Here is a 14989-nt window from a genome sequence, read left to right as displayed (position 1 = left end):
CTCTGAGTTGCTCAGCGGCCCGCAGCAGGGGCCGCGCCCTCACCGCTGGCAGCACGCTCGGCGCGCAGCTTCTGGAAGAAGGCCTTGCGCTCTTCGGGCGACATGGCTTCCAGCTTGGCGCGCTGCTCGGGCGTCAGCTGGGGACGGTCACCCCGGCCCTCGGCTCTTTCACCACGCTCGGCGCCGGCCTGTGGCTTGCCCTCACCCTGCGAGGCGGGCTTGGCATCCGACTTGGCATCCGTTTTAGCGTCAGCCTTGGATTCGCGCTGGGCTGGAGCTTGCGCATTGCCCTGCGCCTCTGATGCGCGTGGCTGATCGCCACGAGCTTCCGCGCCACGCGGGCCCTGGCCGGGACCACCGTTGCCGCCACTTCCACCGTTACCGCCACCGTTTGCGCCTCGCTCGGCGCGCAGCTTCTGGAAGAACTCCTTGCGTTCCTCGGGCGTCATCTTGGAGACTTTTTCGCGTTGCTCGGGCGTGAGATTGCGCATGGCACCGCGCGGCTGGCTGGATGCATCCTGCACGGCCTGGTCCACCTTCTTGACCTTGTCGGCGTCGATGACCGACACCTGGGCCCCTTCGCGCAGGCGGTCGATACCGTCGGTGACGACCTGATCGCCGGGCTCCAGCTCGCCGCGCACGCTCACATAGTCGCCATCGGTGACGCCCACGGTAATCTTGCGCTGGGTCACGGTCTTGTCGGGCTTGACCAGGTACACGTAGTTGTTCTGCACCGCATTCGCGGGCACGACCAGCACCTGCTCCAGCTGGCGCACCTGCAGCTTGACGTTCACAAACTGGTTGGTGAACAACTTGCCGTCGGCATTGTCAAATGCAGCCTTGGCCTTGACGGTGCCGGTGGTGGTATCGATGGTGTTGTCCAGGGCATTGAGCTGGCCCTTGGCCAGAATCTGTTTTTGCTCACGGTCCCACAGCTCTACCGGCATGGGCTTGCCGGCGCGCAGCTGTTCGGCCAGCGTGCTGACATGGGCTTCGGGGACGGAGAACAAGGCATCGATCGGCCGCACCTGGGTAATGGTGACCAGACCATTGGTATCGGAGGGGTTGAGCACATTGCCCAGATCGGCCTGACGCAGACCCAGACGGCCCGAGATGGGCGCGGTGATGCGGGTATAACTCAGCTGCAGCTTGGCTGCGTCGACCTGACCCTGATCCGCCGCCACCGTGCCCTGCAGCTGGCGCACCAGCGCAGCCTGGGTATCGACCTGCTGGCTGGCTATGGAGTCCTGCGCCAGCAGCTCCTTGTAGCGTTGCAGATCCAGCTGGGCGTTCTTGAGCTGGGCCTGATCGCGGGCCAGCGAGCCCTGCACCTGGCTGAGCGTGGCCTGAAAGCTGCGCGGATCGATCTCGGCCAGCAGCTGGCCGGCCTTGACTTCATCACCTTCCTTGAAATGCAACTTGAGCAACTCGCCCGAGACCTTGGCGCGCACCACTGCCGTGGCCCGCGCGTTCATGGTGCCAATGGCGCTGATCAGCACCCGCATGTCACGCCGCTCCACCACGCCCACCGATACGGGCTGGGTCTGACCGGCACCGCCAGGGCCGCCGGGGCCCATGCGCCCGCCGCGTGCACCTCGTGCGCCTGGGCCACCCGCTCCCTGTTTAGGAGCGGTTGCCGCTGATGTATCAACGCTTGCAGCCTGTTTTTGCGTATACCACCAGTAGCCGCCGCCAGCGGCAGCCAGGGCAAGCACCACACTGGCAAGAATCGCTGGTCGGACTTTGCCCCGCTGTAGAGAATGACGGTTGGGATGCTGATTGGGTGTGCTGGACATGATTGAGCGCAGGAATTTCGAGCCTGAATTGGCGCCAATGGTATCTATTTGCAATTGAACTCCAGGTCAGGCGGCGCCGGCTTTGCCAGCATTTACCCCGGCTTTACCTTGGGTTTACCTGCTGAAGTTCCCCATACAGAAACTGAAACAGTGCTGACTTTCGTGGTGGCAATGAGCATGTTTTCAGGCCTCATGCTTGGCTGCTGACACTGCCATTGCTGCGTCCGCCTTGCGGCGGCAAGAAATCTGGCTCCAAGGAGAAAACCATATGACCACCGAACGCCTGACCAATCACCCCGAAGAAGCCGCCGTGCGCTTGCCGCTGGAGCTGTATATGCGCGGCCACGCCGAAGACAACGCCGAGCACATGCGCGCCGCCTTCATGCCCACGGCCCGCCTGGAGTCGGTGCGCGAAGGCCCGCTGACCTCCTGGACACTGGACTTCTACTGCCAGCGCTTCAAGAACACCCCGGCAGCCGATGAAGCCACACGCCGCCGCACCATCGACTATCTGGACATCGTGGGCACGGCTGCCATGGCCAAGGTCACCCTGTACCACGGAGCGGTGACGTTTACCGACTACTTTGTGCTGCTCAAGACCGAGCAGGGCTGGAAGATCGCCAACAAGGCTTTTCACGCCCAGCCACAATAAGCAGCGCGCGCACAGCTCAACGACTGACGACTTGAAGCAAGCCCGGCCCTCATAAAGGTCTGGGCTTTTTTACCGGCTCAGTAGCCAGAGAGCGCCCAGCACCACGATCAGGCCCAGAATCCAGGTCCAGATGGGCCGAGCGGCCTTGTCCTGCGGCGCGGCCGCCGGTGTGGCATCCAGTGGCGCGGAGCTGCTGGAGACCATGGCAGCATCGTGCTCCCAGGTGCGGGTATCGAATCTGGCGCTGGAATCGGCATCTTCCTCTTGCCCCTGCATGGGGTTGCGCTCGCGCATCAGTGCATCAAAGCGCGCAAAAAAATCTTCCGCCATATTCTTGGCCGCACCATCGATCAGGCGCTGGCCCAGCTGCGCAATCTTGCCTCCCACCTGCGCCTGGACCTCATAGTCCAGCAGGCACTGGCCGGCATCCTCCTGAGGCGAGAGCCTGACTTTGGCCTGCCCCGTGCCAAACCCGGCCACACCGCCCTGGCCTTCGAAGCTCATGGTGTAGCTCTCGGGGGCCACCACGTCGGACAAGGTGATCCGGCCGTTGAACCTGGCCGAGACCGGGCCGACCTTGACGGCCATGATCACTGCATAGCTGGCGTCATCCGCGGCTTCGAATTTTTCGCAGCCGTGCAGGCAGGCCTTGAGAGTCTCGGCGTCGTTGAGCGCTTCCCAGGCCTGCTGCTGGCTGGCTGCAAGAGGACGGCTGGCATGCATTTCCATGGAAGTCTCCTTCAGGACGGTTTCATAGTCATCAACCGGGCCAGCTGCACCGCCAGCTCCTGCAAGGACTGCAGGTTGTGCACGGCCAGCATGGCATGGCAATGCTGGTGCAGCATGGCGGCACCGGCAGCCAGCGGCGCATAGCCGTCAAAGCGCAGCAAGGGGTTCAGCCAGACGATACGCGCACTGTGACGTTTGAGCCAGAGCAGCTCGCTCTCCAGCAGCTGCGCCTCGCCGGTATCCAGCCCGTCGCTGACGATCAGAACCAGGGTTCGCCTGCCCACCAGATGGCGTGCGGCCTGCAAGCGCAGCTGGCCCAGGCATTCGCCCAGGCGGGTGCCGCCGCCAAAGTCGTCAATGGCCGCATTGGCTGCGGTGAGCATGGCGTCAGGATCGGCCAGGGAAAAAGCCGGGTTCAGGTCGCGCAGTCCGGTTCCCATGCTGTAGACATGGCGGCGTAGCTGCGGGTGGTGCTGCGCACTGCTTGCCTGGTGCAGGAACGCCAGCATTAGCCGCACATAACGTTCCATGGAGCCCGAGACATCGACCAGCGCCAGCCAGGGCATGGGCAGTTGCCGCCGCTCCCAGCGTCTGAGCTGCAACAGCTCGCCTCCGGTGCGTGCAGCCTCGGCAAAGCTGGCCGCCCAATGCACTTGCGTGCCACGGCTGGACAGATGACCGCGCCGGCTGCGGTAGCGCGGCAGCGGCATGCGTATCTCGCGCACCAGTTGCTGCACCAGCAGGTATTCACTGGCGCTGAGCTGGTTGAAGTCCGCATTCTGTAGCCTCTGGCGATCGCTGGCGCTCATGGCGGCATCCAGCTTGAACTCCTCTTGCACCGGCCGCTCGGACTTTTGCGCCGCATGAATGGCGGCAAGAGCCTCCTGCACACGCGGACGCTGCTTTGGCGCTGCGGCCTCGGGCGCGCGCGGCAAGAGCTGGGCCAGCAGCAGTTGCGCAACCTCGGGGTTGCGAAAATAGGCGGCGAACAGCTCGCGAAAAACCGCGAGGTCCTGCTGGCGCGAGACGAAGACGGTTTCCAGCGCCGCCTGCATCTCCGTCCTGCCCACACCGACCAGCATTAGGCTTTGCTGGGCCAGCGCCATGCGCTCGGCGTCCACCGCCAGGCCGGCACGGCGCAGCGCCCGGCCAAAGCCCAGCAGATTCAGAGGCAGCTTTCCGCTGCGCGCATCGCCCCACCAACTAACAGAGGCGGTGGATGATTCAGCTGGAGGCATTGGCTTCGGGCTTGAGCAACTGCTCCAGCCGTTCGGGCGTCAGCGCCGCCACATCTTCGCGCTGCTTGAACAGGATTCCGGCGGTTGCATGCACCAGCTCGGGATCGACCACCAGCGTATCCAGTGCCACCAGGGCCTTGGCCCATTCCACACTCTCGGCAATGCCCGGGGTGCGAGAAAACGCATCGGCAAACGGGCGGCTGCGCAAGCGCGCTACAAAATCGGCAATCTGCTGCGTCAGCTGCGCGCTCGCCTCCGGCACCTTGGCCTGCACAATCGCCAGTTCGCGCTCGCGCTCCGGGTAGTCCAGCCAGTGATAGAGACAGCGGCGCTTGACGGCATCGTGCAGATCGCGCGTGCGGTTGCTGGTCAGCAGCGTGACCGGCGGCACCTGGGCGCGAATCACCCCCAGCTCGGGAATGCTGATCTGGTATTCGCCCAAGTATTCAAGCAAAAAAGCCTCGAATGGCTCGTCTGCCCGGTCCACCTCGTCAATCAGCAATACGGCACCGGGTTCTGGTGCCTGCAAGGCCTGCAGCAGCGGCCTGCGCACCAGATAGCGGCTCTGATAAACCTCCTGCTCGGCCAGCCCGACCTCGGCACTGCCACGCAACTCGGCCGCACGCAGGTGCAGCAACTGGGCGGCGTAATTCCATTCATACAGCGCCTCTCGCTGCTCCAGCCCGTCATAGCACTGCAAGCGGATCAGCTCGCGCGACAGCACCGCAGACAAGGCCTGGGCCAGCGTGGTCTTGCCCACGCCGGGCTCGCCCTCCAGCAGCAGAGGCCGCTGCAGCTTGAGAGCAAGAAACACGGCAGTGGCCAGACGACGGTCGGCAAAATAGCCCACATCCTGCAAGGCCGCCAGCAGCCCATCGACCGACTGCCAAGCGCTGTTTACTTCTGTATTCATAGCTGCTTGCGCTTTATCCATATAGGCTAGAGCCACTTTTCACTCAAGATACACCATCTATTGGCTCAGGGCGCACCGCAATGCCGGAGATGCCAAGCAAGGGCCGTCCCGCAGCGATGGCATCGTCCCCCTCCCGAAGAGAGAGGGGGAAGGCGCAACGCGCCTCAGGGGGTATTTATCTGCGCCACCGCCCGCTGCGTCAGCACGCTGATCAGCTGAGCCCGGTAGCGCGCGCTGGCATGCAGATCGCTGTTGAGCTCGCTGTCGTCAATCGCCACAGCGGCGGCCGACTGCGGTGTGAAGCTCTGGGTCAGCGCCGCCTCCAGACCCGCATGGCGAAACACCGACAGCCCGGCCCCCGTGATCGCCACGCGAATGCCTTGCGCCGTCTGGGCCAGAAACACCCCGACCAGGGCAAAGCGCGAAGCCGGTTGTTTGAACTTCAGATAGACCGCTGCCTGAGGCAGAGGAAAGCGCACAGCGGTGATCAGCTCGCCCTCTTCCAGCGCCGTGATGTACATGCCCTGAAAGAAATCGGCGGCAGCCATCTCGCGGCGATTGGTGACCACGGTGGCATCCAGGCCCAGCACGGCACTGGGGTAACAGGCCGCAGGGTCGTTGTTGGCCAGCGAGCCGCCTATCGTGCCGCGCGCTCGCACCTGGCGGTCGCCAATGCCGGCCGCCAACTGGGCCAGGGCCGGAATGGCAGTCTGCACCTCAGGGCTGGCCGCCACATCGGCGTGACGTGTCATGGCACCGATCTCGAGCTGATTGCCGCTGGCACGAACTCCGGCCAGATCAGTCAGACCGTTGAGATCCACAATTGCGCCGGGCTGCGCCAGGCGCAGCTTCATCGACGGAATCAGGCTTTGGCCGCCGGCCAGAAACTGGCCTCCGGCGGCCACTGTTGCGTTCAAGGTCTCGGGTCTGGAATAGCTGAAAGCGTACATATGCGGGTCTCCTTGATCTATCAGCCGCGCGCAGCGTCAATGGCTTCCCATACCCGGTGCGGGCTGGCAGGCATGTCCAGATCCTTGACGCCCAGCGGGTGCAAGGCGTCCAGCACGGCATTGATGACGGCCGGCGGCGAGCCTATCGCCCCGGCCTCGCCGCAGCCCTTGGTGCCCAGCGGGTTGTGGGTACAGGGCGTGCAGACCGCACCCAGCGTGAAGTCCGGCAGATCGTCGGCCCGCGGCATGGCGTAGTCCATGAGGCTGCCGGTCAGCAGCTGACCCGATTCGCGGTCGTAGACGCAGTTTTCCAGCAAGGCCTGGCCAATGCCCTGGGCCAGGCCGCCATGCACCTGACCTTGCACAATCATGGGGTTGATGATGACGCCGAAGTCGTCCACCGCCGTGAAGCGATCCACGCGCACCACGCCGGTGGCGGGGTCGATCTCCACCTCGCAGATATGCGTGCCGGCAGGGAAGGTGAAATTGGTCGGGTCGTAGAAAGCGGTTTCGTCCAGGCCAGGTTCCAGCTTGTCCAGCGGATAGTTATGCGGCACATAGGCCGTCAGCGCAATCTGGGCAAACGGCAGCTTCTTGTCCGTGCCGCGCACAGTGAACTCGCCATCGGCAAAGTCGATGTCGGCATCGCTGGCCTCCAGCAGATGCGCGGCAATCTTCTTGGCCTTGGCCTCGATCTTATCCAGCGCCTTCATGATGGCCGCCCCACCCACGCTGATGGAGCGCGAGCCATAGGTGCCCATGCCAAAAGGCACGCGGCCGGTATCGCCGTGCACCACTTCAACGTTCTCCACAGGAATGCCCAGGCGCCCGGCCACCACCTGGGCAAACGTGGTCTCGTGCCCCTGGCCGTGGCTGTGCGAGCCGGTGAATACCGTGACGCTGCCTGTGGGATGCACGCGCACCTCGCCGCATTCGAACAGCCCGGCACGTGCCCCCAGCGCTCCCGCAATATTGCTGGGCGCCAGGCCGCAGGCTTCGATATAACTGCTATAGCCCAGGCCGCGCCTCAAGCCCAGCGCTTCGCTGGCCGCGCGCCGGGCCGCAAAGCCTGCCACATCGGCCAGTTGCTCGGCCTGGTCCATGCAGGCCGGGTAGTCGCCAATGTCGTACTGCAAGGCCACCGGCGTCTGGTAGGGAAAGCTGGTGATGAAGTTGCGCCGGCGGATCTCGGCCTGCGAGAGATTCATGTCCCAGGCGCAGCGGCTGACCAGACGCTCCAGCAGATAGGTGGCCTCGGGCCGGCCCGCACCGCGATACGCATCGACAGGCGCGGTATGGGTAAACCAGGCATCCACCTCTATATGGATTTGCGGCGTGGTGTACTGGCCCGCCAGCAGCGTGGCATAGAGAATCGTGGGCACGGCGCTGGCAAAGGTAGACAGATAGGCGCCCAGGTTGGCATCGGTGTGCACGCGCATGGCCAGGAACTTGCCGTCGGCATCCATGGCCATTTCGGCATGGCTGACATGGTCGCGGCCATGGGCGTCCGAGAGAAAGGATTCGCTGCGATCCGCCGTCCACTTGATATTGCGGTTGAGTTTCTTGGCAGCCCAGGTCAGACACACATCCTCGGCATACAAAAAGATCTTGGAGCCAAAGCCGCCGCCCACATCGGGAGCGATGACCCGCACGCGGCTCTCCGGCAGCCCCAGGACGAAAGCCGTCATCAGCAGCCGCTCCACATGCGGGTTCTGATTGGCCACGTACAGCGTGTATTCGTCATTGGCGCGGTTGTAGCTGCCAATGGCCACGCGCGGCTCCATGGCGTTGGGAATCAGGCGGTTGTTGACCAGATCGAGCCGCGTCACATGGGCTGCGCCGGCAAATACGGCATCGACGGCGGCCTTGTCGCCAATCGCCCATCGATAGCAGCAGTTGTCGGGCGCGATGTCGTGTACCACGGCGCCGGCTTTCTTGCCGCCGGCGGCGTCGGCTACGTTCACCACCGACGGCCGCACCTCGTAATCCACCTCCACCAACTCGGCCGCATCACGCGCCTGCTGCAGGGTCTCGGCCACAACCATGGCCACATGATCGCCCACATAGCGCACGGTATCCAGGGCCAAAATTGGATGGGGCGGCTCTTTCATGGGCTCGCCATTGGTGCTGGTGATCAACCAGCCGCAGGGCAGGCCGTTGATGTTGGCGGCTGCCACGTCCTGGCCCGTAAAGATTCCCACCACGCCGGGCGCTGCCTTGGCCGCTTCGGTGTTGACGCTGCGCAGCCTGGCATGCGCGTGGGGCGAGCGTACAAACACCGCATAGGTTTGCGCTCCCAGCGTGATGTCGTCGGTGTACTGGCCCATGCCCGTCAGAAAGCGGTCGTCCTCGCGCCGCAGCAAGGCTTCACCGATATGTGGCAGCTTGGAAAATTCCTTGGCTCCCATGGCTTGTCTCCTTCTCGGTTCTATGAATCAGCTCGGGAAGGCCAGGGTTTATGCGGCCTGCATGTCGTCACGGCCTTTTTTGATGGCCGCCACAATGTTCTGGTAGCCGGTACAGCGGCAGATATTGCCTTCCAGCAGTTCGCGGATCTGTGCGTCATCGGCCTGAGGCTGCTGCTGGCAAAGATCGACCGCACTCATCACCATGCCCGGCGTGCAAAAGCCGCACTGCAGGCCGTGGCAGCTCTTGAACGCCGCCTGCATGGGATGCATGCTGCCGTCTGCTGCAGCCATGCCTTCGATGGTCTGTACCTGCGCACCCTCGGCCTGTACGGCCAGCATGGTGCAGGACTTGATGGCACGGCCGTTGACGAGCACCGTGCAGGCTCCGCACTGGCTGGTGTCGCAGCCCACATGGGTGCCCGTCAGGTGTAACTGCTCTCGCAAGGCCTGCACCAGCAAGGTGTTGGGGGGGATGTCAATGCTGGCCACGCGGCCATTGACCGTGAACTGAACATTCATCGTGCTGCCTCCTGCCGGTATCGGGCTCGATTGTGGCTATCAAGTCGCGGGGTATGGGTAACAAAGCAAACGCGCAGCCCACATGCTCGACATCTGGCGCCCGCCCTGCGCTAGGGTTGACCCCCAGGGCGCGCAGGCAGGGCACAGATATTCTCAAAATGAAACACTTGAGCCCACGACACAACCGCCCCCGAGGATGCGTACATGCTGCCCCTGTCCTTTGGCGATGCTGCCGATCGCCATGCCTTGATTGCCCGCGCCCGCCATCAGTTTCTGGAAGCCGCTCAGGGCAGCGCATCAAGGCCGGTGCAGCCGCCCCAGGGAATCTCGCCCTGGCTGTGGCACTCCTGGCGGCGCTGCATGGAACGAGGGCATCGTCCGGCCGATCGCGTGGCATTCGATACCCTCAGCCCCAAAGTCCTGCAAGATGCCCAGGACAGGGAGTTCACACTGCTGCAGGCCGCCAAACCCGTCATGCATCAGCTTGCGGGGGCAGTGGGAGCTCTGCGCTACTTTTGCCTGCTGACCGACAGCACAGGCACCGTGCTGCAAGTGCAAGGCCCCGTCGATCACCACGACCTGCGCGCCGTGGCCGTGGGCCGCCCGGGGGTGGATCTGTCCGAGAGCAGAATTGGTACTTCGGCCATCGGTGCGGCGCTGGCCGAGCAAGCCCCGGCATGGCTGCACCGCCGGGAACACTTTTTTGATGATCTGCGCGACTACAGCTGCGCCGGCACGCCCATCTTCAGCCCTGGCGGCCAATGCTCGGCCATGCTGTGCATCACCGGCATCGATGTGCCGGAAAGACCCGAGCTGCTGTATCTGGCCGTTCGCTGCGCCCGGGCAATAGAAGACCGTCTGGTGCGGGCCCTGCCCCATGCTCTGCTGCTAAGGCTGAACTGGCCCGGCGGCCCCCTGGGTCAGGAAGGCGAAGGCCTGCTGGCTTTTGATGCCGACGGCGGCCTGCTGGGCGGCAACACCGTGGCCCGCCAGCTGGTGCCGCGCCCATCGCCCCCCTTGCAAGCGCCCGATCAGGTTCCGCCGCTTCATGCCCATGAGCTGCTGGCCCTGCCCTGGCGCAATCTGCTGGAGCATGCACGCCTGCGCCCGCAAACGCTGCTGCAGCTGCCGCTCTGGTCTGGTCTGCGCCTGCAAGCCCTGGCACAAGCCGCGCCGCCGCGCCCCGCGCCCGCCATGACAGGCCATGCGCCTGTCACCCTTGCCGGCCAGACTGCGGGTTCTCTGCTGCGTACCAACGAGCAGTTGCTGATTCAACAAGTGCTGCAAGAAACACAGGGCAATGTGAGCCTAGCGGCCAAAAGCCTGGGGCTGAGCCGGGCCACGCTGTACCGCAGGCTGGCCGTCAAACGCAGCAGCATACCGCCTGGCACACCTCCCGATTTACCCTAGGTTGCAGCGCCGTTTGGCAGGGCATTCAGAGCTGAACAAGGATTTTCTTGCAGGTTTTCACAGCTGAAACATTTATACAAAACAACCATTTATCGCATATACAGCATACGTTATTTGCTATTAATTTAGTTGCAAAAGTGCTCCGACTGCAGCCTCCGTGGCGGCTTGAGTATTTGTAAAAGGCCCTCTCTACCCCTCCGTAGAATCTCGACCTTGGTTCAAAAATTCAGATCGCCTCTTCGGCTTACCAGCTGCCATTGCGCGACACCCACAGCCTACCTTTTGGAGACACCATGAAGGCTTATGCAGCACCCCACCGAAAACCGGTCGCCCGGGCCGCCAGGGCCCACTCCCCTCCGCCCGGCACCTCCTTGCTGCAATCTAGCCTCCCGGTCATCAGCTGACCCTGGTCTCATTCAAATTACTCAAGGAGACATATCGTGTCGGTACTCCTCAAACTGGCCCTGGGCATGGACTGGATTTCCACCAAGCTGAGCAAGATTGCTGGCCTGGCCGTGCTCGCCGCCGCCCTCATCTCAGCCGGCAACGCCGTGACTCGCTACGGTCTGGACCTGAGCTCCAACGCCTGGCTGGAGATTCAGTGGTATTTGTTCGGCACCACCGTCATGCTGGGCGCACCCCTGGTGCTCAAGCTCAACGAGCATGTGCGCGTGGACATCATCTACGGCAAGCTGCGCGGCCACAAACCGGTGTTTGTGGACTTGTTCGGCCTGATCTTTTTTCTGCTGCCCGTGATGGCTTTGCTGACCTGGCTGACAGCCCCCTTCTTCTGGAACATGTTTGTGACCAAGGAAATGTCGGGAAACATCGGCGGTCTGATCCGCTGGCCGGCTGGCCTGCTGCTGCCGCTGGGCTTTGGCGCCATGTTCCTGCAGGGCCTGGCTGAAATCATCAAACGCGTGGCCTATCTGAGCGGCCACTACGAGATGACTACGCATTACGAGAAGCCGGTGCAATAAGCCCGGCAACGCCTCCACCGACTTCTCCAGGACAACACCAGAATGCATATGGAAAATTTTGCCCCGATCATGTTCACGGGGCTGATCGTGATCATGCTGATCGGGTTCCCCGTCGCGTTTTCGCTAGCGGCGCTAGGCCTGTTCAGCGGCTTTTATGCCATCGAGATGGGTTGGTTTCCCGCCAACTTCATGTCCACTCTGCCGATCAATATGTTCGGCATCCTCTCCAATGACCTGCTGCTGGCCATTCCCTTCTTCACGCTGATGGGAGCCGTGCTGGAAAAGTGCGGGCTTGCCGAAGACATGCTGGACTCCATGGGCCAGCTGTTCGGCCCCGTGCGCGGCGGCCTGGGCTACTCGGTCATCATCGTCGGCTTCATCCTGGGCGCCATCACCGGCACCGTGGCCGGACAGGTGATTGCCATGGCCATGATTTCGCTGCCGGTGATGATGCGCTATGGCTACAACATGCGCTACGCCACCGGCGTGCTGGCAGCCTCGGGCACCATCACCCAGCTTGTGCCGCCTTCGCTGGTGCTGATCGTCATGGCCGACCAGCTGGGCCGCTCCGTGGGCGATATGTACAAAGGCGCCTGGGGCCCGGCCATTTTGCAAGTGCTGATCTTCGCGATCTACACCTTCCTCCTGGGTCGCATCCGCCCCGAGCATGTGCCCGGCCTGCCCAAGACGGCGCGCACGCTGCACGGCTGGGCGCTGTGGGGCAAGTGCCTGCGCGGCATCATCCCCTCGGCCATCCTGATCTTTGCCGTATTGGGCTCCATGGGCGGTCTGCCTTTCATGGACCACGCCATTGCCACTCCCACAGAAGCCGGTGCCATGGGTGCCGTGGGCTCGCTGATTCTGGCCGCCATTCACAAGCGCCTGAACTGGGCCCTGCTCAAGGATGCCATGGACGGCACCATGCGCCTGACCGCCATGGTGGTCTTCATCCTGATCGGCTCGCGCGTGTTCTCCCTGGTCTTCCAGGGCGTGGACGGCGCCATCTGGATCGAGCACATGCTTACCGACCTGCCAGGCGGCCAGATCGGCTTCCTGATCGTAGTGAACATCTTCATCTTCTTCCTGGCGTTCTTCCTGGACTTCTTTGAAATCGCCTTCATCATCTTGCCGCTGCTGGGCCCTGTGGCACACAAGCTGGGCATCGATCTGGTCTGGTTCGGCGTGCTGCTGTGTGTGAACATGCAGACCTCGTTCATGCACCCGCCTTTCGGTTTTGCACTGTTCTATCTGCGCGGCATCTCGGACACGCTGTTCAAGGAAAAGCGCATAGACCGGCCCGTCAAATCCAGCGACATCTACATGGGCTCCATCCCCTGGGTGGTGATGCAGGTGATTCTGGTGGCCATCGTGATCTTCTTCCCGCAGACGGTGACCGTGTTCCTGGACAAGGAAGTGGTGGTGGATCTGGACAAGGTGCAGCTGGAGATGCCAGCAGATATGCAGCAGGGCAACCCCATCGACCTTGATACGCCGTTTGTGGTTCCCGGCGAAGCACCGGCCGCCCCGGCAGCTGACGCCGCCAATGCCCCAGCGGCTCCCACGGCCCCGGTCGCTCCTGCGCAATGAGGGAAAACAGCTTGCCGCTGCCTCAAGAATCAGGGCTGAAAAAAGAGCTGGGCACGGTGCTGGAGAGCGCCGCCTACCCGACGGCCGTGCGATGTCTGTCGGTCGTCATCGTGCTCGCTCTGGTGGGCTTCGCACTTTGGTCAACACCGTCTTTGCGTGAAGTCCAGTGGTCGTTCGCCACCCTGTCCACCTATGGTCTGGCCGGCTTGCTGCTGGCCTGGGTCGGCTGGTGGATGGTCTTCAGCCGCACACGCTATGCCGATGATGAACTGGTTCAGACCTGGCTCTGGGACAAGCGCGTCCATGCGCGCGAGGTGGCCACCTTCAAGATCGTGCACTGGCCCTGGTTGCAGTTCATCGTCTCTCCCCGCATGCTGGTGCGCAAGCGCAACGGCGGCATGACCTGGATGCATTCGGCCGATGTGCGGCTGCTGGTCGCCTTTGGCGAGAGCGTGGTCCGCCAGGGTATGCAGCCTTCTGCATCGTCCAAAGCCTGATCAAACGCCCACCTTGCCACCATGAAAAAAGCCTCGCTGAAACAGCGAGGCTTTTTTGCTCTCGGGCCTTGTGGCCCGGCACCGCTTACAGCTTTTGCTGCTGCATGAAGCGGTCGAACGTGCCTTCGGTGAAGCGGAACCAGGCGTTCTGGTCGGCCAGGAATTTTGCGTAGTCGGGGTAGATCTTCTTCCACTCGGGGTTGGAGTTGTTCAGATCCGCATAAATCTGCTGTGCCGACTTGAAGGCCGCATTCATCACGTCCTGCGTGAAGGGGCGCAGCTTGGTGCCCGAGCCCACCAGTTGTTTGATGGCCGTGGGGTTCTTGGAGTCGTACTTGGCCAGCATGGTCACGTGAGCGTGCGAAGCCGAGGCCTCGACGATCGCCTTGTACTCGGCTGGCAGACCGGCCCAGGCCTTGGAGTTGATGTAGAAGTCCAGCTGAGGACCACCTTCCCACCAGCCGGGGTAGTAATAGAAGGGCGCGACCTTGTTGAAGCCCAGCTTCTGGTCGTCATAAGGGCCCACCCACTCCAGCGCGTCGATCGTGCCTTTTTCCAGTGCGGGGTACAGGTCGGCACCGGGAATGGACTGAGGAATCACGCCAAACGGCTCCAGCACCTTGCCCGCAAAGGGGTTGGTACGGAACTTCAGGCCCTTGAGATCGGCCACGGACTTGATTTCCTTGCGGAACCAGCCGCCCATCTGGGCGCCGGTGTTGCCGCCGGGCAGATTGATGATGTTGTACTTGGCGTAGAACTCACGCATCAGCTTCAGGCCGTTGCCTTCGTACATCCAGGCATTCATCTGGCGTGCGTTCATGCCGAACGGCACGGCGCAACCCAGGCAGAAGGTGGGGTCCTTGCCGTAGAAGTAATAGGGAGCGGTGTGCGCCATTTCGACGGCTGCGCTCTGCACGCCATCCACCACGCCGAAGGCGGGCATCAGCTCGCCGCCGGCATGCACCGAAATCTGGAACTTGCCGCTGGTGGCTTCGCTGACTTTCTTGGAGAAAATTTCAGCCGTACCGTAAATCGTGTCCAGCGACTTGGGAAAGCTCGAAGCCAGACGCCAGCGGATAGTCGCTTGCGCATGCACGGCGGGGGCTGCGGCGGCAGCCAGGACGCCGGCGATGCCAGCATTTTTGAGAATGGAACGACGATCCACTGCGGTCTCCTTGATGAACGGTGTGCTTGAACAGTCAAACGATCTGCGTCGTCTTACATGATCGTTTGGAAATGTACATGAGCCAATGACTCGCGCCGCTTCGAAAAGCGCCCGTTCAACTAGGAACTTCTACCTAGATCAAGGT

At 62.9% G+C, this 14989-nt stretch carries 13 protein-coding genes; 5 read left to right on the top strand and 8 right to left on the bottom strand.

The window, feature by feature from the left end; genetic code table 11:
• Positions 1–11: 11 nt before the first annotated feature.
• Positions 12–1796, bottom strand: coding sequence for an MdtA/MuxA family multidrug efflux RND transporter periplasmic adaptor subunit (locus ACNAZA_RS15605; protein ID WP_415797463.1), 1785 nt, complete (start codon positions 1794–1796; stop codon positions 12–14).
• A 268-nt stretch (positions 1797–2064) separates the two neighbouring features.
• Here ACNAZA_RS15605 and ACNAZA_RS15600 point away from each other — a divergent pair, with 268 nt between their 5' ends.
• Positions 2065–2448 carry a nuclear transport factor 2 family protein gene (locus tag ACNAZA_RS15600; RefSeq protein WP_415797460.1) on the top strand — a complete coding sequence of 128 codons (384 nt, stop codon included), beginning with the start codon at positions 2065–2067 and terminating at the stop codon, positions 2446–2448.
• Between the two features lie 69 nt (positions 2449–2517).
• Here the strand turns inward: ACNAZA_RS15600 and ACNAZA_RS15595 are convergent, their stop codons facing one another.
• From ACNAZA_RS15595 to ACNAZA_RS15570, 6 genes are all read right to left on the bottom strand, one after another.
• Positions 2518–3177: a CoxG family protein gene (locus ACNAZA_RS15595; RefSeq protein WP_415797459.1), complete on the bottom strand. Its 660-nt coding sequence runs from the start codon at positions 3175–3177 to the stop codon at positions 2518–2520.
• 11 nt (positions 3178–3188) lie between these two features.
• Positions 3189–4415, bottom strand: a complete 1227-nt coding sequence (locus ACNAZA_RS15590; protein WP_415797458.1) for a vWA domain-containing protein — start codon at positions 4413–4415, stop codon at positions 3189–3191.
• Positions 4402–5328, bottom strand: a complete 927-nt coding sequence (locus tag ACNAZA_RS15585) for an AAA family ATPase (RefSeq protein ID WP_415797457.1) — start codon at positions 5326–5328, stop codon at positions 4402–4404. Before ACNAZA_RS15585 ends, ACNAZA_RS15590 begins: the two co-directional genes overlap by 14 nt.
• Before the next feature lie 164 nt (positions 5329–5492).
• The gene (locus ACNAZA_RS15580; RefSeq protein ID WP_415797456.1) at positions 5493–6278 is read right to left on the bottom strand and encodes an FAD binding domain-containing protein; all 786 of its coding nucleotides are present in this window, start codon (positions 6276–6278) and stop codon (positions 5493–5495) included.
• Between the two features lie 20 nt (positions 6279–6298).
• On the bottom strand, positions 6299–8686 hold the full coding sequence (locus ACNAZA_RS15575; protein ID WP_415797455.1) for a xanthine dehydrogenase family protein molybdopterin-binding subunit: 2388 nt from the start codon (positions 8684–8686) through the stop codon (positions 6299–6301).
• 48 nt (positions 8687–8734) lie between these two features.
• A complete protein-coding gene (locus ACNAZA_RS15570) occupies positions 8735–9205 on the bottom strand; it encodes a (2Fe-2S)-binding protein (RefSeq protein WP_415797454.1) in 471 nt (156 codons plus the stop codon).
• Positions 9206–9409: 204 nt separating this feature from the next.
• Here ACNAZA_RS15570 and ACNAZA_RS15565 point away from each other — a divergent pair, with 204 nt between their 5' ends.
• From ACNAZA_RS15565 to ACNAZA_RS15550, 4 genes are all read left to right on the top strand, one after another.
• On the top strand, positions 9410–10615 hold the full coding sequence (locus tag ACNAZA_RS15565) for a helix-turn-helix domain-containing protein (protein WP_415797453.1): 1206 nt from the start codon (positions 9410–9412) through the stop codon (positions 10613–10615).
• Positions 10616–11055: 440 nt separating this feature from the next.
• Positions 11056–11595: a TRAP transporter small permease subunit gene (locus ACNAZA_RS15560; RefSeq protein WP_415797452.1), complete on the top strand. Its 540-nt coding sequence runs from the start codon at positions 11056–11058 to the stop codon at positions 11593–11595.
• Positions 11596–11637: 42 nt separating this feature from the next.
• Positions 11638–13182 (top strand): TRAP transporter large permease, encoded by a 1545-nt coding sequence (locus tag ACNAZA_RS15555; RefSeq protein WP_415797451.1) that lies wholly within the window; start codon positions 11638–11640, stop codon positions 13180–13182.
• Positions 13183–13193: 11 nt separating this feature from the next.
• Complete coding sequence (locus tag ACNAZA_RS15550) at positions 13194–13679, top strand: hypothetical protein (protein ID WP_415797450.1); 486 nt, start codon at positions 13194–13196, stop codon at positions 13677–13679.
• Positions 13680–13764: 85 nt separating this feature from the next.
• Here ACNAZA_RS15550 and ACNAZA_RS15545 read toward each other — a convergent pair whose 3' ends face one another.
• On the bottom strand, positions 13765–14844 hold the full coding sequence (locus ACNAZA_RS15545; protein ID WP_415797447.1) for a TRAP transporter substrate-binding protein: 1080 nt from the start codon (positions 14842–14844) through the stop codon (positions 13765–13767).
• Positions 14845–14989 lie beyond the last annotated feature (145 nt).

Origin of the sequence: Comamonas aquatilis (genome assembly GCF_965139575.1) — a bacterium.
GTDB classification, from domain to species: domain Bacteria; phylum Pseudomonadota; class Gammaproteobacteria; order Burkholderiales; family Burkholderiaceae_C; genus Comamonas; species Comamonas aquatilis.
The sequence above is the reverse complement of the archived record's forward strand: the minus strand, read 5'-3'. Positions and strand labels throughout refer to the sequence as shown.

Excerpts from the sequence above, each read along its gene's own strand:
- ACNAZA_RS15585 (WP_415797457.1), bottom strand. The coding sequence starts at position 5,328 with ATGAATACAGAAGTAAACAGCGCTTGGCAGTCGGTCGATGGGCTGCTG.
- ACNAZA_RS15570 (WP_415797454.1), bottom strand. The coding sequence starts at position 9,205 with ATGAATGTTCAGTTCACGGTCAATGGCCGCGTGGCCAGCATTGACATC.
- ACNAZA_RS15580 (WP_415797456.1), bottom strand. The coding sequence starts at position 6,278 with ATGTACGCTTTCAGCTATTCCAGACCCGAGACCTTGAACGCAACAGTG.
- ACNAZA_RS15575 (WP_415797455.1), bottom strand. The coding sequence starts at position 8,686 with ATGGGAGCCAAGGAATTTTCCAAGCTGCCACATATCGGTGAAGCCTTG.
- ACNAZA_RS15600 (WP_415797460.1), top strand. The coding sequence starts at position 2,065 with ATGACCACCGAACGCCTGACCAATCACCCCGAAGAAGCCGCCGTGCGC.
- ACNAZA_RS15590 (WP_415797458.1), bottom strand. The coding sequence starts at position 4,415 with ATGCCTCCAGCTGAATCATCCACCGCCTCTGTTAGTTGGTGGGGCGAT.
- ACNAZA_RS15565 (WP_415797453.1), top strand. The coding sequence starts at position 9,410 with ATGCTGCCCCTGTCCTTTGGCGATGCTGCCGATCGCCATGCCTTGATT.
- ACNAZA_RS15595 (WP_415797459.1), bottom strand. The coding sequence starts at position 3,177 with ATGGAAATGCATGCCAGCCGTCCTCTTGCAGCCAGCCAGCAGCAGGCC.
- ACNAZA_RS15605 (WP_415797463.1), bottom strand. The coding sequence starts at position 1,796 with ATGTCCAGCACACCCAATCAGCATCCCAACCGTCATTCTCTACAGCGG.
- ACNAZA_RS15555 (WP_415797451.1), top strand. The coding sequence starts at position 11,638 with ATGCATATGGAAAATTTTGCCCCGATCATGTTCACGGGGCTGATCGTG.